Origin of the sequence: Sphingomonas telluris (genome assembly GCF_022568775.1) — a bacterium.
In the GTDB taxonomy this organism is placed as follows: domain Bacteria; phylum Pseudomonadota; class Alphaproteobacteria; order Sphingomonadales; family Sphingomonadaceae; genus Sphingomicrobium; species Sphingomicrobium telluris.
Genome location: NZ_JAKZHW010000001.1, coordinates 732,625 through 755,029, shown reverse-complemented (window position 1 = coordinate 755,029; position 22,405 = coordinate 732,625). Strand labels below are relative to the sequence as shown.

General features: G+C 65.0%; 23 protein-coding genes. 12 read left to right on the top strand and 11 right to left on the bottom strand.

All coding sequences use genetic code 11. From position 1 onward, the window contains the following. Positions 1–6 precede the first annotated feature (6 nt). Genes argF through argC form a run of 4 tightly spaced genes read right to left on the bottom strand, consistent with a single transcriptional unit; the run spans position 7 to position 3,891 of the window. Complete coding sequence (argF, locus tag LZ016_RS03920) at positions 7–867, bottom strand: ornithine carbamoyltransferase (protein ID WP_241445988.1); 861 nt, start codon at positions 865–867, stop codon at positions 7–9. Continuing rightward, on the bottom strand, positions 864–1,730 hold the full coding sequence (gene argB / locus LZ016_RS03915) for an acetylglutamate kinase (protein WP_241445986.1): 867 nt from the start codon (positions 1,728–1,730) through the stop codon (positions 864–866). Before argB ends, argF begins: the two co-directional genes overlap by 4 nt. Continuing rightward, positions 1,727–2,887, bottom strand: a complete 1,161-nt coding sequence (gene argJ, locus LZ016_RS03910; protein WP_241445984.1) for a bifunctional glutamate N-acetyltransferase/amino-acid acetyltransferase ArgJ — start codon at positions 2,885–2,887, stop codon at positions 1,727–1,729. The genes argB and argJ overlap by 4 nt, the downstream gene beginning before the upstream one ends. Continuing rightward, positions 2,884–3,891, bottom strand: a complete 1,008-nt coding sequence (gene argC / locus LZ016_RS03905; protein ID WP_241445981.1) for an N-acetyl-gamma-glutamyl-phosphate reductase — start codon at positions 3,889–3,891, stop codon at positions 2,884–2,886. The genes argJ and argC overlap by 4 nt, the downstream gene beginning before the upstream one ends. 57 nt (positions 3,892–3,948) lie before the next feature. On the opposite strand from argC, the gene argR reads away from it, so the two are divergent. Beyond that, positions 3,949–4,419 (top strand): arginine repressor, encoded by a 471-nt coding sequence (argR, locus tag LZ016_RS03900; RefSeq protein ID WP_241445979.1) that lies wholly within the window; start codon positions 3,949–3,951, stop codon positions 4,417–4,419. Positions 4,420–4,422: 3 nt separating this feature from the next. On the opposite strand, the gene aspS is transcribed toward argR, so the two are convergent. Further along, a complete protein-coding gene (aspS, locus tag LZ016_RS03895) occupies positions 4,423–6,243 on the bottom strand; it encodes an aspartate--tRNA ligase (protein ID WP_241445977.1) in 1,821 nt (606 codons plus the stop codon). 99 nt (positions 6,244–6,342) lie between these two features. Here aspS and rnd point away from each other — a divergent pair, with 99 nt between their 5' ends. Then, complete coding sequence (gene rnd, locus LZ016_RS03890; RefSeq protein WP_241445975.1) at positions 6,343–7,524, top strand: ribonuclease D; 1,182 nt, start codon at positions 6,343–6,345, stop codon at positions 7,522–7,524. Further along, positions 7,517–7,819, top strand: coding sequence for an I78 family peptidase inhibitor (locus LZ016_RS03885; RefSeq protein ID WP_241445974.1), 303 nt, complete (start codon positions 7,517–7,519; stop codon positions 7,817–7,819). Before rnd ends, LZ016_RS03885 begins: the two co-directional genes overlap by 8 nt. Here the strand turns inward: LZ016_RS03885 and LZ016_RS03880 are convergent. Beyond that, positions 7,816–8,439, bottom strand: a complete 624-nt coding sequence (locus LZ016_RS03880; protein ID WP_241445973.1) for a P-loop NTPase family protein — start codon at positions 8,437–8,439, stop codon at positions 7,816–7,818. The two genes, LZ016_RS03885 and LZ016_RS03880, sit on opposite strands and share 4 nt — an antisense overlap. Next, positions 8,436–9,722, bottom strand: a complete 1,287-nt coding sequence (locus LZ016_RS03875) for a heavy-metal-associated domain-containing protein (RefSeq protein ID WP_241445970.1) — start codon at positions 9,720–9,722, stop codon at positions 8,436–8,438. The genes LZ016_RS03880 and LZ016_RS03875 overlap by 4 nt, the downstream gene beginning before the upstream one ends. A 64-nt stretch (positions 9,723–9,786) precedes the next feature. Here LZ016_RS03875 and purM point away from each other — a divergent pair, with 64 nt between their 5' ends. The 5 genes from purM to cls are packed head-to-tail and all read left to right on the top strand — an operon-like array spanning position 9,787 to position 13,769. Further along, a complete protein-coding gene (purM, locus tag LZ016_RS03870; protein WP_241445969.1) occupies positions 9,787–10,857 on the top strand; it encodes a phosphoribosylformylglycinamidine cyclo-ligase in 1,071 nt (356 codons plus the stop codon). Then, positions 10,850–11,410, top strand: coding sequence for a phosphoribosylglycinamide formyltransferase (gene purN / locus LZ016_RS03865; RefSeq protein ID WP_241445968.1), 561 nt, complete (start codon positions 10,850–10,852; stop codon positions 11,408–11,410). Before purM ends, purN begins: the two co-directional genes overlap by 8 nt. Then, on the top strand, positions 11,407–11,769 hold the full coding sequence (locus LZ016_RS03860; protein ID WP_241445966.1) for an MmcQ/YjbR family DNA-binding protein: 363 nt from the start codon (positions 11,407–11,409) through the stop codon (positions 11,767–11,769). Before purN ends, LZ016_RS03860 begins: the two co-directional genes overlap by 4 nt. Then, entirely contained in the window at positions 11,766–12,290 is a 525-nt protein-coding gene (locus LZ016_RS03855; RefSeq protein ID WP_241445964.1) for a hypothetical protein, read from the top strand. Before LZ016_RS03860 ends, LZ016_RS03855 begins: the two co-directional genes overlap by 4 nt. Positions 12,291–12,332: 42 nt before the next feature. Beyond that, positions 12,333–13,769: a cardiolipin synthase gene (gene cls / locus LZ016_RS03850; RefSeq protein WP_241445962.1), complete on the top strand. Its 1,437-nt coding sequence runs from the start codon at positions 12,333–12,335 to the stop codon at positions 13,767–13,769. A gap of 4 nt (positions 13,770–13,773) precedes the next feature. Here cls and ndk read toward each other — a convergent pair whose 3' ends face one another. From ndk to LZ016_RS03835, 3 genes are all read right to left on the bottom strand, one after another. Then, positions 13,774–14,196, bottom strand: coding sequence for a nucleoside-diphosphate kinase (gene ndk, locus LZ016_RS03845; protein ID WP_241445960.1), 423 nt, complete (start codon positions 14,194–14,196; stop codon positions 13,774–13,776). Positions 14,197–14,272: 76 nt separating this feature from the next. Next, positions 14,273–14,713, bottom strand: coding sequence for a DNA polymerase III subunit chi (locus tag LZ016_RS03840; protein ID WP_241445958.1), 441 nt, complete (start codon positions 14,711–14,713; stop codon positions 14,273–14,275). Positions 14,714–14,720: 7 nt separating this feature from the next. Beyond that, positions 14,721–16,193, bottom strand: coding sequence for a leucyl aminopeptidase (locus LZ016_RS03835; RefSeq protein WP_241445956.1), 1,473 nt, complete (start codon positions 16,191–16,193; stop codon positions 14,721–14,723). 224 nt (positions 16,194–16,417) lie between these two features. On the opposite strand from LZ016_RS03835, the gene LZ016_RS03830 reads away from it, so the two are divergent. The 4 genes from LZ016_RS03830 to rsmA all read left to right on the top strand — a co-directional run bounded on the left by LZ016_RS03830 (position 16,418) and on the right by rsmA (position 21,897). Beyond that, a complete protein-coding gene (locus LZ016_RS03830) occupies positions 16,418–18,598 on the top strand; it encodes an LPS-assembly protein LptD (RefSeq protein ID WP_241445954.1) in 2,181 nt (726 codons plus the stop codon). A gap of 72 nt (positions 18,599–18,670) precedes the next feature. Continuing rightward, entirely contained in the window at positions 18,671–20,035 is a 1,365-nt protein-coding gene (locus LZ016_RS03825; RefSeq protein ID WP_241445952.1) for a peptidylprolyl isomerase, read from the top strand. 27 nt (positions 20,036–20,062) lie between these two features. Beyond that, entirely contained in the window at positions 20,063–21,067 is a 1,005-nt protein-coding gene (gene pdxA, locus LZ016_RS03820) for a 4-hydroxythreonine-4-phosphate dehydrogenase PdxA (protein ID WP_241445950.1), read from the top strand. Then, a complete protein-coding gene (rsmA, locus tag LZ016_RS03815; protein ID WP_241445948.1) occupies positions 21,064–21,897 on the top strand; it encodes a 16S rRNA (adenine(1518)-N(6)/adenine(1519)-N(6))-dimethyltransferase RsmA in 834 nt (277 codons plus the stop codon). Before pdxA ends, rsmA begins: the two co-directional genes overlap by 4 nt. 2 nt (positions 21,898–21,899) lie before the next feature. Here rsmA and LZ016_RS03810 read toward each other — a convergent pair whose 3' ends face one another. Next, positions 21,900–22,394, bottom strand: a complete 495-nt coding sequence (locus tag LZ016_RS03810; protein WP_241445946.1) for a tetratricopeptide repeat protein — start codon at positions 22,392–22,394, stop codon at positions 21,900–21,902. Between the last annotated feature and the right edge of the window lie 11 nt (positions 22,395–22,405).

Below are 22,405 nucleotides of genomic sequence, written 5' to 3'. Positions count from 1 at the left end.
TGATTCTCAGGCTTTGCCGCGGGCGAGCCAGAGCATCGCTCCGCGCGCCGTGTGCATCCGGTTTTCTGCCTGTTTCCATACGGCCGATTGCGGTCCGTCGATCACGTCGGCGGTGACTTCCTCGCCCCGGTGCGCGGGCAGGCAATGCAGGAAGCGGGCGCCGGGCGCCTTCGCCATCAGCGCGCTATTCACTTGATACGGTGCGAAGGCCTTCCGGCGATCGGGACTGTCCTCGTCGCCCATGGACACCCAGACGTCGGAATAGACGATGTCGGCTCCCTCGACCGCCTCGGCGGGGTCGACCACCTGGTTCACCGCGAGCATCGGCCGACCGAAGCCAAAGCCCACCGGACTCGCGACATTGAGTTCGGCACCCAGCAGAACACAGGCCTCCGCGAGCGAGCGGGCGACATTGTTTGCTTCTCCGATGAACGCGATGCGCACGCCCTCGATGCGGCCGACCAGCTGCTTGATGGTGAGCAGGTCGGCCAGTGCCTGCAGCGGGTGATCGCTTCCCGAAAGCAGGTTGAGGATGGGTACCGCATTGACCGCCGCCATCTGCTCGAGAAGCGCGTGATCGAACACCCGCGCGGCAATGATTGCGTGGTAGCAGGCAAGCGTGCGGGTCACGTCTTCCACGCTCTCGCGCGAACCGATGCCGAGCTCGTTAGGCTGAAGGTACATGGGGTGACCGCCAAGCTGGGCCGAGGCGACCTCCATCGAGTTGCGGGTGCGAGCACTCGGCTTCTCGAAGTAGAGCGCGACGCCCTTGTCCTGCAGGACGTGAGTGTAGGCGCCTTCCGACAGCGCGAGGATCTCCTTGAGATCGTCGGCGCTCAGGTCGCGAATCGCGAGAAGATGTCTCACCAGCTTGCCTCCCGCTTTACCATCGTGCCGACGCCGTGGTCGGTCAGAAGCTCGATCAGGAGCGAGTGGTGCACTCGTCCGTCGATGATGTGCGCGAAGCCGACGCCCTGGTCGACCGCATCCGCGCAAGCCTTGAGCTTGGGGATCATGCCCTTGCCCACGCTCTCGTGCTCGATCCGGTCACGAAGCTCCGCGGAGGTCAGGCGGTGCACCAGCGTGTTCTCGTCCTTGGGGTCTTCGAGGAGACCGGGGACCGCGGTCAGATAGACGATCTTCTCGGCCTGCATCGCGACCGCGATGGCGCGCGCCGCCTCGTCCGCGTTCACGTTGTAGGGCTGCCCCTCAGCATTGGCTCCGATCGTCGACACGACCGGCGTCAGCCCGTCGTCGAGCAAGCGGTGCAGCAACTCCGCGCGGACGCCCGTGACGTTGCCGACGAAGCCAAGCGCCCGGTCGGCGGGCGTGACGGTCAGTAACCCTGCGTCTTCGCCGGAGACGCCGACGGCGACCGGCTCAGCGCCCGCCTGGCTGTTGATCGTCGCCACTAGGTCGCGGTTGATTTTTCCGACCAGGACCATGCGTACGATCTCGAGCGTCTCCTCGTCGGTGACGCGGAGGCCGTCGCGGAACTCGGGCTCCTTGCCCACACGTCGGAGCATCGTGTCGACCTGCGGGCCGCCGCCGTGCACCAGCACACAGCGAACGCCGACGCTCCGCAGCAGGAGCACGTCCTGGGCTAGAGCAAGATCGGACTCGCGATCGATCGCTGCTCCGCCGAGCTTCACGACGATCGACTTGCCGGCGAACTGGCGGATGTAGGGCAGCGCCTCGACGAGGACCTGCGCCGTCTCGGTTGGCGTCATGACGTCTTGCTATTCTCTTTGATGTAACCAGGGCCGAGGTCGATGCCGATCATCTTTGCGGAGGCTTTGCCCGCGCCGAGGTGAACCTCGATCTGCACTTCGTCACCCATCATGTGGCGCGCCAGCGCTACGCCATCATGCTCAATTCCCGCGCCGCCTCTGGCGACGACGATGCCGCCGTAAGCGACTCGCGACTTGGCAACGTCCAGCGCAACACCTGCGGAGCCCGCGGCGGCCATCAGACGTCCCCAGTAAGGGTCGCCGCCGTACCAGCTGCATTTGACGAGATTGTTCTCGACGATGTTTTTCGCGGCGATCCTCGCCTCATTGTCATTAGCGGCTCCGGTGACGACGAGGCGCGCGATCCGAGTCATGCCCTCAGCGTCCCGCGCCATCTGCATGGTCAGGTCCTCGCATGCCGCCAGAAGCGCGTTCCCGAACTCCTCGTGGCTCGCCTGCCCGCGCCGGCCCGAAGCGAGCACCATGGCGGTGTCGTTGGTCGAGGTCGCGCCATCGACGTTGAGCGTGTTGAAGGTCGCGTCCGAAGCCGAGCGGAGCACCTTCTGGATCAGCTCCCGCGGCACATCCGCGTCCGTAGTCAGGAACGCCAGCATCGTCGCCATGTTGGGCGCGATCATGCCGCAGCCCTTGGCCATTCCGCCGAGCGTGAAGGTCGATGCCTTGATCACAACCGTCTTAGGTTTGTGATCGGTGGTCAGAATGCCCCGTGCGGCGTCGTCGCCCCCATCCACCGAAAGCTTCTTGGCTAGCTTGGGCGTCGCATGAAGGATCGGCTCCATCGGTAGAGGAGTCCCGATGATGCCGGTCGAGCAGACCAGCACCTGCGACGCATCGATGCCCAGCGCATCGCCGGCAGCCGCCCCCATCAGCTGCGCGTCCTTGTAGCCCGACGCACCCGTTCCGGCGTTCGCATTGCCGGAATTCACGATGACGGCGGAGACACGCCCGCCGTTGGCAGCAAGCAGCTTACGGTCGAGCTCGACCGGCGGCGCCGCGAACTTGTTCTGAGTGAATACGGCCGCGCAGGCGACGGGTTGACGATCCACGGTCGCCAACAACGCCATGTCGAAGCGCCGCTTCTTGATCCCGGCATGGCAACCGGCCGCGACGAACCCTTCGGCCGCAGTAACGCTCATGGATAAACTCCGCATGCAGTGAGCCCGGCCGCTTCGTCGAGGCCGAGCATGAGATTGGCGCACTGGATCATCTGACCTGCCGCGCCCTTTCCGAGATTGTCGATCGCCGAAAGCGCGAGCACCTTGCCGGTGCGATCGTCGTAGCGCGCCGTGAGCTGCACGCCATTCGACCCGCTAACCCACTTCGTCGCCGGCGCCGCATCCGTAGCGTGCACGAACCGCTCGTCCGCATAGGCGGCCTTAAGCGCCTCCAGCGGATCGCCCGCGCCAGTCGCTTCGGCATAGCAGGTCGCGAGAATGCCGCGGGTCATCGGCACGAGATGCGGCGTGAACAGCACGCGCGCCTCTAACGCCATTTCCATTTCGGCCGTGTGGCGGTGACTGAGCAGGCCGTACGCAGCGAAGCTTCCGTCGACGGTACTGAACCCAGTGGCTTCCTTCGCCTCGCGACCGGCGCCGCTGACCCCGGAAGCTGCGTCGACGATAATGTCCTTCGAATCTACGATGTTCGCATCCACCAGAGGCTTCAATGCCAGAATCGCGGCCGTGGCGTAGCAACCTGCGGCGGCTACCGCCTTCGAACCACGGATCGCCACGCGATTGATCTCCGGGATGCCGTAGACGAACTCGCCGAGGAGGTCCGGCGCCTCGTGCGCGTGACCGTACCAGCGCTCGTAGGTCGCCGCGTCGTCAAGCCGGAAATCGGCGCCGAGATCCACGAACGGAATTCCGCGGGCCAAGATCGTGGCGGCCAATGCCTGGCTATGGCCATGCGGGAGCGCGGCGAAAACGAGATCAACATCCTCGAGCGCCGCCTCGTCGAAACGCCCGAAGGTGGTATCTGCATAAACCGGCGCGAGATGGGGATGCACTTCGGCTACAGTCCGTCCAGCCTTGCTTTCGCCGAACAGTTTCGTGGCGCGCAGGCGCGGGTGCGCAGCGATCAAGCGCAGCAGCTCGCCGCCGACATAGCCCGAGGCTCCAAGAATTGCCGTCCGAATCATGGGATGGGCTGTATCCACGCATTTGCATTTGTATGCAAGTTTGTGCATAAGTATTGCATGAGCGAATTGAAGGAACGGCGTCAGCGCGCGGTCGCGGAACTCATCCGAACGGAAGAGCTCGCGAGTCAGGAAGAGGTTGCAGAGCGTCTTGCCAGCCTCGGCTTCGCCGTCACTCAGGCCACGGTTTCGCGTGACCTGGAGCAACTCGGTGCCTTCAAAGTCCGTCGCGACGGGCACATCACTTATGCGCTGCCCGATCAGGTCGGAACCACCGCATCACCGTCCCGCCTGGTCTCGGTCATCCGAGACTGGGTTCGATCGATCGACGTTGCTGCGAATCTCGTCGTGATGAAGACGCCGCCGGGGTCGGCGCACCTCGTGGGCGTTGCGCTCGACGAGGCTCCGCGCGCCGAAATCGTCGGCACGATCTGCGGAGATGACACGATCTTCGTCGCATGCCGCACTTCGCAAGACGCGGCAGCGCTCGCTCAAACGCTCAATGCAATGCCCAGGCCGGGCCTGCAGTAGGCCTCAGCCTTCCTGCTTCTCCAGGACTGACGGCGCCGGCTTGTCGGTCTTCGGGACGTCGACGATCCGGATGTGAAGCTCCTTGAGCTGCTTCGGCATGACCTCGGCCGGAGCGTTCATCATCAGGTCTTCCGCCTTCTGATTCATCGGGAAGAGGATGACCTCGCGGATGTTCGGCTCGTCGGCCAGAAGCATTACGATGCGGTCGATGCCGGGCGCCGAGCCGCCGTGCGGCGGTGCGCCGAACTTGAAGGCGTTGATCATGCCCGCGAAGTTCGTGTCGACCTCTTCCTTCGAATAACCGGCGATCTCGAACGCTTTGTACATGATGTCCGGACGGTGGTTCCGGATCGCGCCGGAACTCAGCTCCACGCCGTTGCAGACGATGTCGTACTGCCAAGCGAGGATATCGAGCGGGTCCTTCGTCTCTAGCGCCTCGAGCTCACCCTGCGGCATCGAGAAAGGGTTGTGCGAGAAGTCGATCTTCTTCTGCTCTTCGTTGTGTTCGAACATCGGGAAGTCGACGATCCAGCAGAAGCGGAAGGCGCCCTTCTCGATCAGGTCGAGTTGCTCGCCAACCCGCGTGCGAGCGAGGCCCGCGAGCTTGGCCGCCTCGTCTTCGTTCCCGGCCGCGAAGAAGATGCCGTCGTCAGGACCAAGGCCCATAACCTCGGCGATGCGGTTCATGCCCTCTTCGCCATGGTTCTTGGCAATCGGGCCGCCCCACTCGCCGCCCTTGCGGGTGGCATAGCCGAGGCCGGCGAAGCCTTCGCTCCGCGCCCACTCGTTCATGTCGTCGAAGAACTTGCGGCTCTTCTCGGCAGTGCCCGGAGCCGGGACGGCGCGAACTACCGCGCCCTTCTCGACGAGGCCTGCAAACAGCCCGAATCCGGAGCCCTTGAAGTGCTCGGACACGTCGGTGATGAGGAGGGGATTGCGGAGGTCCGGCTTGTCGCTGCCGTACTTCAGGATGGCCTCGCGATACGGGATGCGCGGATATTCGCCCGCCGGAGTAACGGTGCGACCGTTAGCGAACTGCTCGAATACGCCTGAAAGCACCGGCTCGATCGCGTTGAACACGTCGTCCTGGGTCACGAAGCTCATCTCGAAGTCGAGCTGGTAGAACTCGCCCGGGGAACGGTCGGCGCGCGCGTCCTCGTCGCGGAAACAGGGCGCGATCTGGAAGTAACGGTCGAAGCCGGCGACCATGATCAGCTGCTTGAACATCTGCGGGGCCTGCGGGAGCGCGTAGAACTTGCCCGGGTGGACGCGGCTCGGAACGAGATAGTCGCGCGCGCCTTCCGGCGAGCTGGCGGTCAGGATCGGCGTCTGGAACTCGGTGAAGCCCTGATCGATCATCCGGCGACGGATCGAGCTGATCACCGACGACCGCAGCATGATGTTCGCGTGCACCTGCTCCCTGCGCAGATCGAGGTAGCGGTACTTGAGGCGGATTTCCTCCGGATAGTCCTGCTCGCCGAACACCGGCATGGGCAGTTCCGCCGCAGCCGACTGCACCGAGACATTCACAGCGCGCACTTCAATTTCACCGGTGGGAAGGTTCGGATTCACAGTCTCCGGGGACCGCGCAACCACCTGGCCTTCCACCGTCACCACGGACTCGACGCGAAGGCGGTCGAGAGTCTTGAACGCCGGAGATTCGCTGTCCGCCACGATCTGCGTGATGCCGTAGTGATCCCTGAGGTCGACGAAGAGCAGATGGCCGTGATCGCGGCGGCGATGGACCCACCCAGAAATGCGGACGGTCTGGCCAACGTCGGAAGCGCGGAGCTGGCCACAGTTATGGGTGCGATAAGGGTGCATGGGTCTGCCGATTAGCGATGTGCGGAATGCGGGGCGGCACTCACTGGCTGAAAGGCTTTTGTCAACCCGAGGACAGGTCGCTAATGCCGCCGCAGAATCATGCGAATACACCCTCTGATCACCAAGTCCGAAGACCTGGTTCCCCTTGTCGACCGTCTCTCCAAGCAGCCGTTCGTCGCCGTGGACACCGAGTTCATGCGCGAAAACACTTATTGGCCAGACCTGTGCCTGATCCAGATCGCCAGCTCCGAAGAGGCTGCCGCGATCGATCCGAAGGCGGACCTCGACCTGTCCCCGCTCCTCTCGCTCCTCGTCGACAATGAGGACGTGCTGAAGGTCTTTCACGCCGGCGGCCAGGACCTCGAGATCATCCACAACCTCAGCAGCAAGGTCCCTCACCCGCTCTTCGACACGCAGATCGCTGCGATGGCGCTCGGCCACGGCGAGCAGGTCGGATACTCGAACCTGATCGAATCGATGCTCGGCCACAGCATCGACAAGGGCGCGCGCTTCACCGACTGGAGCCGCCGGCCGCTCGACAAGCGTCAGATCGACTATGCGATCGCCGACGTGACGCACCTCGCGACCGTTTTTCCCAAGCTGCTGCAGCGCCTCAAGAAGACGGGCCGCGGCGGCTGGCTGGACGAAGAGATGGAGCGGCTGGCCGATCCGTCGAGCTTCGCCTTCCCTCCCGAGGACGCGTGGAAGCGACTGAAGCTGCCGAGCCGGAACCCACAGGTCCTCGGCCGCCTCAAGGCACTGGCCGCATGGCGCGAGACGGAAGCGCGCGCGAAGAACATCCCGCGCGGGCGAATCGTGAAGGACGACACGCTCGGCGAGCTCACGGCACACCCGCCGAAGTCCCAGGAGGATCTCGGAAACGTCCGCGGCCTGTCCGCCGGCTGGCGTACCAACGACATCGGCGCGCGCCTGATCGCCGCGATCAATGCCGCCAAGCCGCTGGAGCCGGACGAGATGCCTGACCGTGAACCGCGTCGCCCGGGTCTGACCAAGGAGGGCGCGCTGGTCGCCGACCTTCTCAAGCTGCTCCTCAAGATCCGCGCGAAGGAAGCCGGCGTCGCACCGCGCCTGATCGCGCGCTCCGACGACTTGGAAGCGCTGGCCGCCGGCGTCCGGAAGGACCTGCGCATTCTTCAGGGCTGGCGATTCGAGGAATTCGGCAGCGACGCGCTCGACCTCGTCGAGGGCCGCCTCGCCTTTGCGATCGAGAACGGGAAGCTCAAGATGAGCCGTGTGGTGCAGGAGGCGGCCGTTGCGTAGCGGGATTGCCTTTGCACCGCTGCTGGCTGCAGCCTGCAGCACCGTGGCAGCTGAAGAACCCACCCCTCCCGCGCATGGCGAAACGCCCGGCTATGAGTGCAAGAGCGACGGGCTCGACGGGTTCGTCGGCCGCGACGGCACGCCCGAAGTCGGCAAGGAGGTACTTGCGAAGTCGGGCGCGAAGTCGCTGCGCTGGCTCAAGCCCGGGATGGCCGTAACGATGGAGTTCCGCTCCGACCGGGTGAACATAGCGGTCGACGCGAATAACAAGATCGAACGCGTGAACTGCGGCTAGGCCGCGTCACCAATCATCTTGGAAGCCGAAAGAGCGCGCCGGATCGTCGGCAGAGTCACGCGCGCCCGCTCCGCAATCGCGTAACGGTCGACTTCCTCGACCGCCCTCTCCGCCGTCCAATATTCGCGGTTGAGCCGCTCGCCCATGAAGCGCAAGGCCTCGGGCGCCACGTGCAGGCCGCGATCGGCGAACAGCAACTGCATCAGCGCCATGAACAAGGCGTCGTCGGGCGGGCTGATCGAGGCGACGGGCGTGATCGCAAGCCGCGTCCGCAGATCCGGCAGCTTGGGGGACCAGGCTGGTGGCGCCTCGTCGGCCACGAGGACCAGTGGCAGCCCGCTGTCCTGAGCCTCGTTCCAAGCGTGGAACACCTCTTCCTCGTCGCGCCGGTCGGCTTGATCGATCAGGCGGCCGCCGACGCGTTCGACGAAGGTTCGGGCGAGCAAGGTCCGACCCGAGCGGCGCGGGCCGGTAAGGATCGTCACCTTGACCGGCCACATGCTCAGCCGGCGGAAATGTTCGAAGGCCTCCCGGTTTGCGTCGGAGACGATGAACCGCGATTCGTCTTCCGTCTGCGGCCAGTCGAGCGGGAGCGCGATCTGGTCCGCGGGGCGCTTCATTGCGGGCGCCCCTGGGGTTGAGGGGGAGTCGTCCCCTGCGGCTGCGGCGGTGGGGCCGGCTGAGGTTGCGGAGGCGGCGCAATCGGCGGGGGCGCCTTCCCGCTCGAAGTCATTCGCAGCACGAACCCATTCTGCTCGACGCTCCAGCCGCGCGCCGCGAGCGCCGAACGAAGATTCGACAGGTCGCCACGGTAGGTGACGTTCACGTAGCTCACGCCGCCCGGATTGATCGCGACGGGCACGACCTGTTCCACGCCGGCAGTCGTCCGAAGATGCGCCATGGCGAAATTATAGATGTTCACTTCGGGCGAGACGATCTGGACCTGATACGTCCACGGCCGCGCCTGCTGAACCGGAGCCACCTCGATCACTTCCTCCGGCGGAGGCGGTGGCTCAGGGATATTGAGGCTCGGATCGCGCACGAGCTGTCCCGCCGCGAGGGCATCCGCGAACAGGCGGTCCATTCGCTGCACGCCGGCCCGCATGATCGCAAGGGAGCTCACGCCTGCCGGGCCGCTGATTGTGAATGTACCGATCGGCTGATGATCGGGTCCGTGGAACCCGATGAAGCGCGCGTAGGCCGGGCCGCCCGGATAGAGGCGGTGGAACTGCACCTGCGCGACCAGGATATCCGCCGCGCCGTACAGGTCGATGACGTTGCGCCACCAACCGCGTCCCGGACGATCGACCTGGGCCGCATTCACGAGCAGCGGGTCGATGCCGGTTCCGGTGACGCGCACATAATCGATCGGGCTCTGTGACGTCCTGAATTCCGCCCATGCGCGCTGCCACGGATTGCGCAACTCCACCGTGGTGTCGGTCCCGGCTGTCAGGAAGACCGGAATCAGCAGCATTGGCACCGAGCGCCTCACTTGCCCGGTCATGCCGAGCAGCTCGGCGGAGCGGGCGCGATCGAACAGGATGCCGAGGTCGGCAATATAGCGGTTCGGTCCGATCTGCTCGCGATCGACCACGATCGAGGCGACCAGTCCGTCGAGTGTCGAGTCCGGAACCGTCGGTGCTTCCGCCTGGGGCCGATTGTGAGTCTTGGCCCACAGGGCTTTGAAGCCCTGCCGCTGCGCGATGCGCCAGCCGTCGTAGCGAGCGGACTGCGCATCCTTGCTCGTCACATCGACGTGAATGCCGGTGACTTCGAGCGTTCCTGAGCTGTCGACGGGCGCAATACCTCGGTCGCCCGTCTCCAGCTGCGCGTAGACGACGCCGGAAAGGCCGACGGCGACAAACAGCAGGATCAGGAGGGAAACGAAGGGGCGTCGCAGCATTCGCGCACGCTTTTGGCGACAACGGCGTGGAAATCCAAGCAGCTTCTCGGTAGGCGCCTTCGGGATGTCTCAAAAGCCGCTCACCTACGCCGACGCCGGAGTGTCCATCGACGCCGGAAATGCGCTCGTGAAGACGATCGGACCGATCGCGAGATCGACCTCTCGACCCGGCGCGGACGTCGAACTCGGCGGATTCGGCGGATTCTTCGATTTGAAGGCGGCGGGATACGACAATCCGCTGCTGGTCGCGGCCAATGACGGGGTCGGAACCAAGCTCAAGCTCGCAATCGAGGCCGGCAAACATGATGGCGTGGGCGTGGACCTCGTCGCAATGTGTGCCAACGATCTGATCGTGCAGGGCGCCGAGCCCCTGTTCTTCCTCGATTATTACGCGACCGGGAAGCTCGACAATGCGGTAGCCGCGGAAGTCGTCGCCTCCATTGCCGAAGGCTGCCGCCAGGCCGGCTGCGCGTTGATTGGCGGAGAGACAGCCGAGATGCCGGGCATGTACTCGGCCGGCGACTACGACCTCGCCGGGTTCTGCGTCGGAGCCGTAAATCGGGACAAGGTGCTGACCGGAGCGGACATCGCCCCCGGGGACGTCATTCTTGGGCTCGCGAGCTCGGGCGTGCACAGCAACGGCTTCTCGCTAGTCCGTCGCATCATCGCCGAGCGCGGCTGGAAGCTCGAAGAGCGTTATCCCTGGGCTGGCGGACGCTCGCTCGCCGATCTGCTTCTCGAGCCCACGCGAATCTATGTCCGCTCGCTCCTGCCGCTCGTGCAGCAGCGCAAAGTGAAGGGCCTGGCGCACATCACAGGTGGTGGACTTCTCGAGAATATTCCGAGGGTTCTGCCGCAAGACTGCCACGCGGTCGTAGAAATCGAAGGCGCATTCCCGGCGCTGTTCGAGCTGCTTCGGGAAGGCGGCGGCATAGAACCGTCGGAGATGGTGCGCACCTTCAACTGCGGGTTTGGCATGGTCGTCGTGGTTTCCGAAGCGCTCGCCCGCGAAGTTGCCACGGCGCTCGAAGGCGCAGGGGAAACGGTCTCGCGCATCGGAGGCATCGAGGCCGGACCTCGCGGCTGCACGGTGAACGGTCCTGAAGGCAGCTGGACCGCGACCCATAATGCCTGATCCGCGGCGCGTTGCCGTGCTCATCTCCGGGCGCGGCAGCAACATGCAGGCGCTCATCGAGAAGGCAAGCGGCTACGAAGTCGTCCTGGTCGCGTCCAACAAGCCTCAGGCCGCGGGGATCGACTGTGCCCGCGCGGCGGGGATCCCGACCTGGACCTGGGACAGCAAAGGCGTCGACAGGCTCCTCTTCGACCGGACGCTCAGCGCGGCACTGAAAGACCATGGCGTCGGCACGATCGCGCTCGCAGGCTTCATGCGCATCCTCACGCCCTGGTTCATCGCCGAGTGGGAAGGCCGCATCGTCAATATCCACCCGTCCCTTCTCCCGAAATACAAGGGCCTGGACACCCATGCGCGGGCGATCGAGGCGGGAGACACGATGAGCGGCTGCTCCGTCCATGTCGTCACGGAAGAGCTGGATGCCGGCGCTATCCTCGGCCAAGTCGAGGTCCCGATCGAGGCCGGCGACACGCCCACCAGCCTGGAGCAGCGCATCCTGGCCGCCGAACATGAGCTTTACTCCCGAATCCTGAGCGAGTTCGTGAGGCGATGATCGAAGTCCTGGACCGAATCCGCCAAGCTGCGCTCGAGCTGCCCGAGACGGAGGAGCGAGTGTCCCACGGACAGCCGACTTTCTTCGTCGCCGGCAAGCAATTCGCTCAGTTCCGGGACAATCATCACGGCGACGGGAAGACCGTCGTCTGCGTGCGCACCAGCGGCCTCGACGAGCAGGCCATGCTGCTTGAAAGCGACCCCGAAACCTATTCGAAGCCGGCCTATTTCCATTCATCGGGCTGGGTCTCGATCAACCTCGCAGGCGACAAGGTCGACTGGGACCATGTCGCGGATCGCATCGCCGAAAGCTGGGAGCTTGCGGCGCCGCGAAGGTTGCTGGAAGCAGGCGGTCGATGAGCGAATCACAAAGCGCCGAAGAAAAGCGGAAGTCGCGGCTGCGCTGGGTCACGTTGGGCGAGTCCATCGCAATTTCCGCGCTGGTCGTCTCCGCCGTGGGGGTCTGGATCAGCTGGAAAGACGGCGACAAGCCCTCCGGCCCGACCAAGATCGTCGAGGAGCGGCAGACTGTCCCGCTCGCCCTGCGCGGAAAGGTACAGGACGAGGGGAAATCGCTCGAAATCGCGCCGGCCAATTCCGACCACGCGCTCCAGTCCCTGAACGTCATCATCGGGAGCAATTCGGTGGTCGATGTCGGCAGCAGCGGCGAAATGAGCGCCAGCGACTTCGAGCGTGCCCTTGGGGACAAGGCGGCGGACGGCAAAGGCGTCAACAGGGTCCGCGTGCGCATCGACGCGAAATATCTGGACGGGGGCACCGACAAGTCCGCCAGCGGCTCCTACGTCATCGCCTACAAATGGGAAGGCGGAGGCCTGTTCGGCGGCCGCTCACTGCGCTTCACCGGGCTGACGCGCGGCTAGAGGGGCTGGACAGACGGGCCGCGATATGCGGCACTGACTGTCATGCAGCCCCTCCAGATGATCCTCGCCGGGCTGCTGACGCTGGCCGAGATCGCCGTTCTGATTCGCGCGATCCTTCGCCCGCATCGGGAGCCGGCCTCTCGCCTTGCCTGGGCTGTCGTCATCATCGTTGCCCCTGTAGTCGGTCTCGTCGCCTATCTTCTGCTGGGCGAGGTCAGGATCAGCCTGGGCCGGCGGGAGAAAGGGCGAGCCATCGAGGCTGCTCTGCACCGTCCGCCGGGCGGCGACCCCAGGGCGCGTGAGATCGACGCCGGATTCTATCGGGCTCCGTTCGCGCTTTCGGAAAGCATCAACGGCCTTGCTCCGACCAGCGCGAACGAAGCGACTTTGGCCGCCGACAGCAACGTGGCTATCCGGGAGATGGTCCAGGATATCGATGCCGCCAAAGAGACCGTTCACCTGCTGGCTTACATCTGGCTGGACGACTGCAACGGCTGCCTGGTCCGCGATGCGCTGATCCGCGCCGCTGAGCGAGGTGTGAAGGTGCGGGCCCTCGCCGACGCGCTGGGCTCAAGGAAATTCATCCGGTCCAAGAACTGGCGCGAGCTGGTGGCAAGCGGCGGGGATTTCCGCGTCGCTCTGCCGGTCGGGAATCCCTTCTGGACCTTCATTCGCGGTCGCGTGGACCTGCGCAACCATCGCAAGATGCTGATCATCGACAATATGATCGCCTGGTGCGGAAGCCAGAACGTCGCGGACCCCGAGTTCCGCATCAAGCCGCACTACGCACCTTGGGTCGACGTCATGAGCCGCTGGCGCGGGCCCGTCGCGCGGCACTGCCAGTATCTGTTCGTGTCCGACTGGATGGGCGATGGCGGGGACGACATCAGCGGCTTGCTGTCAGCGCCCACTACGGCACCCGTCGGCGGAAAGATCACGGCGCAAGTCATCGGAACCGGTCCAACGGTCCGTTACGACGCCATGCCCTCCTGCTTCTCCGAGTTCATTCATTCGGCGCGCGAGGAGTTGGTCGTTACGACGCCCTATTTCGTCCCGGACGAGCAGGTGCTGTTCGCCCTGCTGGCGGCGGCCCGCCGGGGAGTGCGGACCGTCCTCGTCTTGCCGCAGCGTAACGATAGCCGCGTTGTGCAGGCCACCAGCCGAAGCTATTACGAGGATCTGGTCCACGCGGGCGTGAACCTGTTGGAATATCGTTGCGGGTTGCTCCACGCGAAGACGATGGTCGCCGACCGCAAGATCGGTCTAATCGGGTCCGCCAACCTCGACCGGCGGAGCTTTGAGCTGAATTTCGAGAACAACATCCTGTTCGCGGACGAGGATTTTGCCGCGGCCATCCGGGCCCGCCAGGACGAATATATCGCCGATTCCGACCCGGTGACTCAGGTGGATATCGACCGGTTCAGCATCGCGGCCCGCCTGTGGCAGAACAGCGTCGCGATGCTGAGCCCGATCCTTTAAAGCCTTAACCGACGATTTCTTCCGGCTTGAAGAAGAAGTCGATCTCGATCTGCGCGTTCTCGTCGCTGTCCGAGCCGTGAACCGAGTTCGCCTCGATCGATTCCGCGAATTCCTTGCGGATCGTGCCCTCGTCGGCCTGCGCCGGATTGGTCGCGCCCATCACTTCGCGGTTGCGGAGGACGGCGTTCTCACCCTCGAGGACCTGAACCACGACCGGGCCCGAGGTCATGAACGTGCAGAGGTCGTTGAAGAATGGACGCTCGCGGTGAACGCCGTAGAAGCCTTCCGCCTGGTCGCGGGTCATGCGGATGCGCTTCGAAGCGACGACCCGCAGGCCGGCGTCCTCCAGCTTCTTGGTGATCGCGCCCGTCAGGTTGCGGCGGGTGGCGTCGGGCTTGATGATCGAAAAGGTGCGCGTAGCGGCCATGGCCGTGCGATCTCCGTAGCTTGGGGTGAATGGATTGGCGGCAGCGCCTAGCGGTGCGCAGCAGCCGGGGCAAGGGTCAGCTCTTCTGGACCCACTTTCCTCGCTCGTCCTGCGCCCAGTAGCGGCGCTCGACCCCTTCCCGCCCGGCCAGAAGCTTCCATGCGAGTCGCGCGCCTTCGAGTGTCGATGCATCGAACAGGAAGAATGCGCGGTCGAACGTCAGTGCGACGTCCCTCCACTCCCCGTCGGCGATCAGGATGTTGCGCGCGAGATTGGGCGCGTCGGCCTCACTGGCGAGGAGGATGGGCTGGCGCGTGTCGTCGCTTCCGCCGGCGAGACCATGCGGGAGAAAGCTGGTCGGGCCGTTATCCCACAACATCCGGTCAAGCCGCCCGCGCAGGCCCTCATCGCTCGCGACGATCAGCAGGCGTTTGTCTTCGGCCAGCAGCCTTTGCGAAATGGTCGCGATGACCTGCTCAAGCGGTGTGCGTCCCAGCTGGTAGAAGTCGACCTGCATCCAGCTGTCAGCGCGGCTCCACCGACGTCTCGACGAAGCGGTCGAGCAGCCTCACGCCGAAGCCGGTGGCGCCCTTGTCATACGTGTTGTTCGGCTTGTCCGACCAGACCATCCCGGCGATGTCGAGATGCGCCCAGCGCGTTCCGTTCTCGACGAAGCGCTGGATGAATTGAGCCGCCGTGATCGAGCCGCCCTCGCGCGGACCGACGTTCTTCATGTCGGCGATCGGGGAATCGATCAGCTTGTCGAACGCATCAGCCATCGGCTGGCGCCACATCTTGTCTCCCGAGGCCTGGCCTGCGTCGAGAATCTGGGCCGCAAGCTCGTCGTCCGGCGTGAACAGACCGCCGTATTCATGGCCGAGGCTGATGACGATGGCGCCGGTCAGCGTAGCGAGATCGATGATGAGCTTGGGGTGATAGTTGCGCTGAACCCAGGTGATCGCGTCGGCGAGCACTAGACGACCCTCGGCGTCCGTGTTGATGACCTCGATCGTCTGGCCCGACATGCTGGTGACGACGTCGCCCGGGCGTTGGGCGTTGCCGTCGGGCATATTCTCGACGAGCCCGCAGACTGCGACGATGTTCGCCTTCGCCTTGCGCTTCGCCAACGCAACCATCGCTCCGACGACAGCGCCGGCGCCGCCCATGTCCCACTTCATGGCCTCCATGCCCGCGGCCGGCTTGATCGAGATGCCGCCGGTGTCGAACGTCACACCTTTGCCGACGAAAGCGATGGGCGCTTCGCCCTGTGCGTCGCCGTTCCAGCGCAGCACCAGAAGGCGCGGGTCACGTACGGAGCCCTGTGCGACGCCGAGCAGCGCACCCATGCCGAGCTTGCGCATCGCCTCGCCGTCGAGAACGTCGACCTCCAGGCCGAGGCCGGAAACGGCGGCTTGCGTGCGCTCCACGAAGGTTTCGGGGTAGATGATGTTCGCCGGCTCGGTGACCAGTTCGCGGGTGACGCTCACGCCCTCGAACACGGGCTTCCAGCGCTGCTCCCAGCGATCCGAGGCTCCAGCCCCCGCGCCGACGATCGTCAGTTCCTTGAGCGTCGGCTTCTGCTTGTCCTTCAGCTTCGTCCGGTAGCGGTCGTAGCGCCAGGACCGCAGCGCGGCGGCCAGGGCCGCTCGAGCCGCCGCGTCGCCCTCGTAGTTGAGACCACTGACGTCGAGGACGGCATGCGTCTCGCCAGAGACCAACAGGCGGGCCACGAGAGTTCCGCCGAGCTTCTCGGCCGCGTCTTCGCTCGATCCCTCGCCCGTGCCGACGACCAGGACGCGCCGGACGCCGCTCTCAGCGGGAACGAACAGCTCAGCCGCGCTGCCCGCATCGCCGTCAAAGCGCTGGCGGTTCAAAGCAGATTCCGCCTGGGTCCGGCTGTCGCCAAGCGCTTCGAGCGCGCTGCGGTTCTTTCCGGCGACCGGAAGGACGAGTGCGAAGTCTCCGGCGGGGCGGGTGTCGGCAAAGCGAATCTGCATCGAGAAACAATCCTGGAACTAAAAGGAATTGAACGGGCTCTTAGGGCCGCCCTGCCGCATTGGCAAAGCCTCCGCGCGAACGCGGATTGTGAAGGAATGGCTGAGGTGCCAATAGGCACGCAGGCTGGGATCACCGGAAGCTGCGGGACAGGGGTTTGCGTAGATCATTACTTTGCTGTGCGGCGCTTCCCATTGCGCTGATGCCCGCCGCCGCGGCCGCGCAAGTGCAAGACACGGTCAGCCCCGCTCCTCCCGCCCCAGCTCCTTCGACACAGGCTCCGCCTGAAGCCGACCAGCTGATCGAGTTCAGCTCGGACCAGGTCACCTACGACAGCGACAAGGACGTCGTCGTCGCGTCGGGCATGGTGCGCATGTCGCGCGACGGCAATTACCTCGCTGCCGACCAGGTCACCTGGAATCGCGGCACCGGGCAAGTGCTCGCGACCGGCAACGTCGTCGTGATGACCCCGCAGGGCGACAAGCTTATCGGCGAGAATGTCGTCCTGACCGACACGCTCAAGGAAGGCACGATGGATAACCTCCTGGTCGTGCTCGAGAGCGGCGGCCGGATCGCTGCGACCAAGGGCCGCCGGACGGGCGACCTGGCGGTTCTCGACAACGCAATCTATTCGGCATGCCCCGTCACGACACCGACCGGCTGCCCGCGCAATCCCAGCTGGTCGATCACGGCCGCGAAGGTGATCTACGATCCCGACGGCGAGCGCGTCCGCTTCCAGGGCGGGCGGATGCAGATCTTCGGCGTCACCCTGCCGCTGCTGCCCATCTTCAGCATCGCGACCGGATCCGGAGGCGGCGGAGTCAGCGGGTGGCTCGTCCCGGACTTCAGCATCTCTCACAAGAAGGGCCTGGAGCTCGCGGTTCCCTACTATCACCGGCTCGGGCCGAACCGCGACATCACCATCACGCCGCACGTCTACACGTCGGCCTTCCCCGCGATCGAAGCCAAGTATCGCGAGCTCAACAGCCTTGGTGCATTCCAGCTCGGCGGCTTCGTCACCTACGGCCGCATCGAGAAGCTGACCGAGCTCGGCGAGATCGAGGAATCGGAAAAGAAGGGTATCCGCGCCTACTTCGAAGGGAACGGCAAGTACCAGCTCGACCCGCTGTGGAGCGTCACCGGCTCCTTCCGCTTCGTGACCGACAAGACGTTCGCTCGGCGCTACGACATCACACACGACGATCAGCTGCGGAGCTTCATCAACGCAGAGCGGATCAGCCCCAACAGCTACATCAGCATTGCCGGCTGGGCCTTCCAGGGCCTCCGCGTGGACGACGTGCAGAAGCGCATTCCGATCGCGCTTCCAGCGATCGACGCCCGCTTCCTCATCGATCCCCCCGTCCTCGGCGGAAAGATCGAGCTTCAGGCCAACAGCCTGTCGATCCTCAGGATCGAGGGACAGGACACGCAACGCGCCTTCGCCAGCGCCAAATGGGACATCCGGCGGCTGACCAACTGGGGTCAGGAAGTGACCTTCACCGGCTACGTCCGGGGCGACGTGTACCACACCGATGATGCCGAGAGCACGCTTGTGCCCCTCTACCGCGGCACAGATGGCTGGCATGGCCGCGGGATCGCGGCGCTGGCGGCGGATGTTCGCTGGCCCTTCATCGGCCCTCTCTTCGGAGGCGTGCAAAAGCTGACGCCCCGTGTGCAGGTCGTCCTCACGCCGCCGACGAAGAATCTCGACATCCCGAACGAGGACGCCCGATCCGTCGACCTCGAGGACAGCAATCTCTTCGCTCTCAACCGCTTCCCGGGGTACGACCGTTGGGAAGACGGATCCCGCGTCACCTACGGCGTCGACTGGTCTTACGAGCGGCCGATGCTGTCGATCATGACTACGATCGGTCAGAGCTACCGGCTGACCAACAAGGAAGGCATCTTTCCCGAGGGAACGGGCCTTGCCGGCCGGACCTCGGACATCGTCGGACGAACCCGCGTCCGCTACGGCCGTTTCATCGACGTCACGCACAGGTTCCGGCTCGACAAGGACAATCTCGCCTTCCGCCGCAACGAGCTCGACCTGACCGTCGGCAGCGAGCAAACCTATTTCCAGATCGGCTATCTGAGGCTCAATCGCGACATTGACGAAGCCGTCGAGGACTTGCGGGACAAGGAAGAGCTCCGCGCCGCGGCGCGTATCAAGTTCGCGCGCCACTGGTCGGTATTCGGCGCAACGGTCCTCGATCTTACCGGCAAGGGCGAAGATCCATTGGCGCTGTCAGACGGATTCGATCCCGTACGCCAGCGCCTCGGCATCGATTATGAAGACGATTGCATTGCTCTTGGCGTGTCGTGGCGCCGGGACTATGAGCGCTTTGGCGGGTTCTCGGAGGGCAGTACTTTCTCGTTCAGGATATCCCTGAAGGGACTCGGCCGCTAAGCCTGCGTTCAGCGGGCGGGGTTAAACGCTCTCCCGCGCCTATTCGACTGGAACAACGAGGGAATTTCGCACGTGTCAGCAGCATTCGACTTCTTTCCGGTGCGTGCACGGTATGCCGCGGCAGCATTTGCGCTGGCCGTCGCCACCACCGCTGCGGCACAGAATGCAGCCGACGCCGGCCCTGCTCAGCCGAACAGCACGAGCGCTCTTCGTCTTCCGGAAAACCCTCAGATCTTCGGCGCGGCCATGCCTTCGGTCGTGAAGGCCACCGCCATCGTCAACGGTGAAGTGATTACGCAGACCGACGTCGACCAGCGGCTTGCGCTTCTGGCGATCGCAAACGACGGCAAGCTGCCGACCGATCAGATGGAGGCACTGCGCCAGCAGGTCCTCCGTAACCTGATCGACGAAAGCCTCCAGATCCAGGCGGCCAAAGCGGCGGAGATCAAGGTCACCGATAAGGATATCGACCGCACGCTCGAGCGTGTCGCGGGCAACGTAAAGATGAACTCGGCGCAGCTCGGCGACTATCTCAAGAACAACAATTCCTCGGTGCGCAGCCTTCGCCGGCAGATCCAGGGCGAGATCGCGTGGCGGCGCCTGCAGCAGCAGAAGATCGAGAGCTCGGTCAACGTCGGCGACGAAGAAGTGAAGGCCGTTCTCGAGCGGCTGAACGCAGCGAAGGGTACGCAGGAATATAAGGTCGGCGAGATCTTCCTGTCTGCTAGCCCTGCCACGATGCAGCAGGCGATGGCCAACGCCGGCAAGATCATCGAGCAGCTCCGGCAAGGTGCTTCGTTCGCGGGATACGCGCGGCAATATTCGGAAGCGTCTACCGCTGCCGTCGGCGGCGACCTCGGTTGGGTCCGGCCCGAGCAGCTTCCCGACCAGCTGTCGAACGTGCTGCGCCAGATGAACACCGGGCAGGTCAGCGCTCCGATCCCGGTTCCGGGCGGCGTCTCGATCATCGCGGTCCTCGACTCGCGCAAGATCCTCGGCGCGGATCCGCGCAATGCGGTCCTGAGCCTAAAGCAGGTGTCGATCACCTTCCCGGCGGGAACCACTCGCCCGCAGGCCGAAGCTCGTGTCGCCAAGTTCGCGGAAGCGGCGCGTAACGTGGGCGGCTGCGGCGGTGCCGACAAGATCGCCGCGGAGTTCAACGGCGAGGTCGTCCAGAGCGATCAGATCCGTCTGCGCGACCTGCCGCCGGCGCTCCAGGAGATCATGCTCCCGCTGCAGGTCGGTCAGGCGACTCGTCCGTTCGGATCGATCGAGGAAGGCGTTCGCACCCTGGTGATCTGCGGTCGCGACGAAGCCGACGCGAGCGCTCCGACCTTCGACCAGGTCTACAACCAGATCAGCGAGGAGCGAGTGAACACTCGCGCCCGCCGCTACCTGCGCGACCTTCGCCGCGATGCGGTGATCGAGTTCCGTTAATCTCGGAACCCGTATAGGCGTCGGCCGATGGCTCACGCTCCCTTCGGTCCACTGGCCGTCTCCCTGGGAGACCCCGCGGGTATCGGCCCGGAAGTCGTGGCAAAGTGCTGGGACGGGCGCGACGGGTTTAACCTCCCTGCCTTCGTCGCGATCGGCGACCCGCGCTCGATCACGAACGTCTGGGACGGACCCATCGAGATCGTCGAAGATCCGCGTCAGGCAGACGCAGTCTTCGATCACGCCCTGCCGGTCATCCAGATTGCCGCCGCGAGCGCCGACGCTCCGGGCCAGCCGAGCGTCCACGGCGCGCATTGCTCGCTGGATTCGCTGGAGATCGCGGTCGGACTGACACGCTCCGGATCGGCCGCGGCGGTCGTCACCGGTCCCGTGTCGAAAGAGCAGCTCTACTCCATCGGGTTCAGCCATCCCGGCCAGACCGAATTCGTTGCGGAGCGCTGCGGTGTGGGTAGCGGCAACGTGGCAATGATGCTCGCAGGACCAACGCTTCGCACCGTGCCCGTCACGACGCATCTACCGTTGGCCGATGTCGCGCAGCGCCTGTCGCCTGGGCTCATCGAGGCTCGGGGCCGCACGACGCTACGCGGACTTCAAAGGAATTTCGGGATCGCGAATCCCGTTCTCGCCATTTCGGGGCTAAATCCGCATGCGGGTGAAGGAGGCATGCTCGGCCGCGAGGAGGTGGAGATCATCGAGCCAGCGATTGCTGCCCTGCGCGCCGAAGGCTGGCGAGTCACCGGCCCCCACCCCGCCGACACCATGTTCCACGCGGCGGCACGCGCTCGTTACGACGCGGCGCTCTGCATGTACCACGACCAGGCGCTCATCCCGGTGAAGGCGCTGCACTTCGAGGATGGGGTCAATGTGACCCTCGGCCTGCCGATCATCCGCACCGCGCCTGACCATGGCACGGCATTCGACATCGCCGGCCAGGATCGCGCCGATCCTCGCCCGTTGGCAGCGGCAATCCGCATGGCCGCGATTTGCGCGGCGAACCGGGAAGTGGCGGAGTGACGCCAGAAGCCGAGTTCGAACCGCTCCGCGCCGTCATTTCCCGCCATGGGTTGCAAGCGAGCAAGGCCCTTGGACAGAACTTCATCCTCGATCGGCACCTGCTGGCGCGCATTGCGGCGGTGCCGGGGGACCTGAACGGTCAGCGGGTCTATGAAGTCGGGCCGGGCCCCGGAGGTCTCACGCACGGGCTGCTTGCGGCGGGGGCGAATGTCGTCGCGGTCGAGCGCGACCGGCGTTGCCTGCCCGCACTGGCCGAGCTCGAAGCGCTATTCCCGACGAAGCTTCAGGTGCTCGAAGCCGATGCATTGTCCATCGACGAGCAAGCGGCCGTCGGTGCAGGAGCGCACATCGTCTCCAACCTCCCCTACAACGTCGGTACGGCCCTGCTCCTGCGGTGGCTGAGCGGTCCGTGGCTGCCCTGGTGGCGTTCGGCCACCCTGATGTTCCAGCGCGAGGTCGCCGATCGCATCGTGGCGAAGCCCGGGAGCAAAGACTACGGGCGCCTCTCCGTGCTTGCCCAATGGCGCGCTGAGGCGCGGATTGCGATGAACGTGCATCGTTCCGCCTTCACGCCTCCACCCAAGGTTATGTCGGCGGTTGTGCACATCGTTCCGCGGGAAATGCCGGCCAGCGTCACGCCCGCGGTGCTGGAGCGGCTAACCGAGGCCGCGTTCGGGCAGCGCCGGAAGATGCTGCGCTCGAGCGTGAAGGACGTTCCCGGCGCTCTGGAGGCGCTCGAAAAGCACGGGATCGACCCCACGCGTCGCGCGGAGACGGTGAGCGTCGCCGAATTCGTGGAAGTTGCGCGCGAGCTTTCCGCCCGCCGCTAGCGTCAATTCTTCTTGGGAACCTCAGGCGCCTTGGCCGACGCCACGGTCGGACCGCGCGAGATTGCCGCAGAGAGTTCGGCGACCTGCGGACAAGCGCCCGGGCACAGCTTCTGCAACTTGGCCAAGTTTTCCTTGGCACGCGCCACGGCACCCATCTCGACCATCGCCTCGCCCTGAATGGCGATCGCGTCCTTGTCGTTTGGCTCGAGGATTAGCGACTTCTTGGTGTAGCGGATCGCCTGCCCGTAAAGCTTCTCGCGCTGAGCGACCTTCGCCAGCGCATTGTAAGCCGCCCGGTTGCGGGGATCGACCGCCAGCGCCGTCTCGAGAGCGCCATCCGCCTCGGCAAAACGGCCGGCGGCGAGATGCCCTTCACCGACCTTCAACAGTTCCATGGAACGCGGAAGGATCTGATCGTCCGGTCGCTGACCGACGGCGGCGGAAGCCACCAACGCGACCGAGGCACCGGCAATCAAAACGGACGACAAAAGGCGCATTCTCTTCTCCT

Coding starts and splice junctions, on each gene's coding strand:
- argB (WP_241445986.1), bottom strand. CDS start 1,730: ATGACGCCAACCGAGACGGCGCAGGTCCTCGTCGAGGCGCTGCCCTAC.
- argJ (WP_241445984.1), bottom strand. CDS start 2,887: ATGAGCGTTACTGCGGCCGAAGGGTTCGTCGCGGCCGGTTGCCATGCC.
- argC (WP_241445981.1), bottom strand. CDS start 3,891: ATGATTCGGACGGCAATTCTTGGAGCCTCGGGCTATGTCGGCGGCGAG.
- argR (WP_241445979.1), top strand. CDS start 3,949: ATGAGCGAATTGAAGGAACGGCGTCAGCGCGCGGTCGCGGAACTCATC.
- aspS (WP_241445977.1), bottom strand. CDS start 6,243: ATGCACCCTTATCGCACCCATAACTGTGGCCAGCTCCGCGCTTCCGAC.
- rnd (WP_241445975.1), top strand. CDS start 6,343: ATGCGAATACACCCTCTGATCACCAAGTCCGAAGACCTGGTTCCCCTT.
- LZ016_RS03880 (WP_241445973.1), bottom strand. CDS start 8,439: ATGAAGCGCCCCGCGGACCAGATCGCGCTCCCGCTCGACTGGCCGCAG.
- LZ016_RS03875 (WP_241445970.1), bottom strand. CDS start 9,722: ATGCTGCGACGCCCCTTCGTTTCCCTCCTGATCCTGCTGTTTGTCGCC.
- purM (WP_241445969.1), top strand. CDS start 9,787: ATGTCTCAAAAGCCGCTCACCTACGCCGACGCCGGAGTGTCCATCGAC.
- purN (WP_241445968.1), top strand. CDS start 10,850: ATGCCTGATCCGCGGCGCGTTGCCGTGCTCATCTCCGGGCGCGGCAGC.
- LZ016_RS03860 (WP_241445966.1), top strand. CDS start 11,407: ATGATCGAAGTCCTGGACCGAATCCGCCAAGCTGCGCTCGAGCTGCCC.
- LZ016_RS03855 (WP_241445964.1), top strand. CDS start 11,766: ATGAGCGAATCACAAAGCGCCGAAGAAAAGCGGAAGTCGCGGCTGCGC.
- cls (WP_241445962.1), top strand. CDS start 12,333: ATGCAGCCCCTCCAGATGATCCTCGCCGGGCTGCTGACGCTGGCCGAG.
- ndk (WP_241445960.1), bottom strand. CDS start 14,196: ATGGCCGCTACGCGCACCTTTTCGATCATCAAGCCCGACGCCACCCGC.
- LZ016_RS03840 (WP_241445958.1), bottom strand. CDS start 14,713: ATGCAGGTCGACTTCTACCAGCTGGGACGCACACCGCTTGAGCAGGTC.
- LZ016_RS03835 (WP_241445956.1), bottom strand. CDS start 16,193: ATGCAGATTCGCTTTGCCGACACCCGCCCCGCCGGAGACTTCGCACTC.
- pdxA (WP_241445950.1), top strand. CDS start 20,063: ATGGCTCACGCTCCCTTCGGTCCACTGGCCGTCTCCCTGGGAGACCCC.
- LZ016_RS03810 (WP_241445946.1), bottom strand. CDS start 22,394: ATGCGCCTTTTGTCGTCCGTTTTGATTGCCGGTGCCTCGGTCGCGTTG.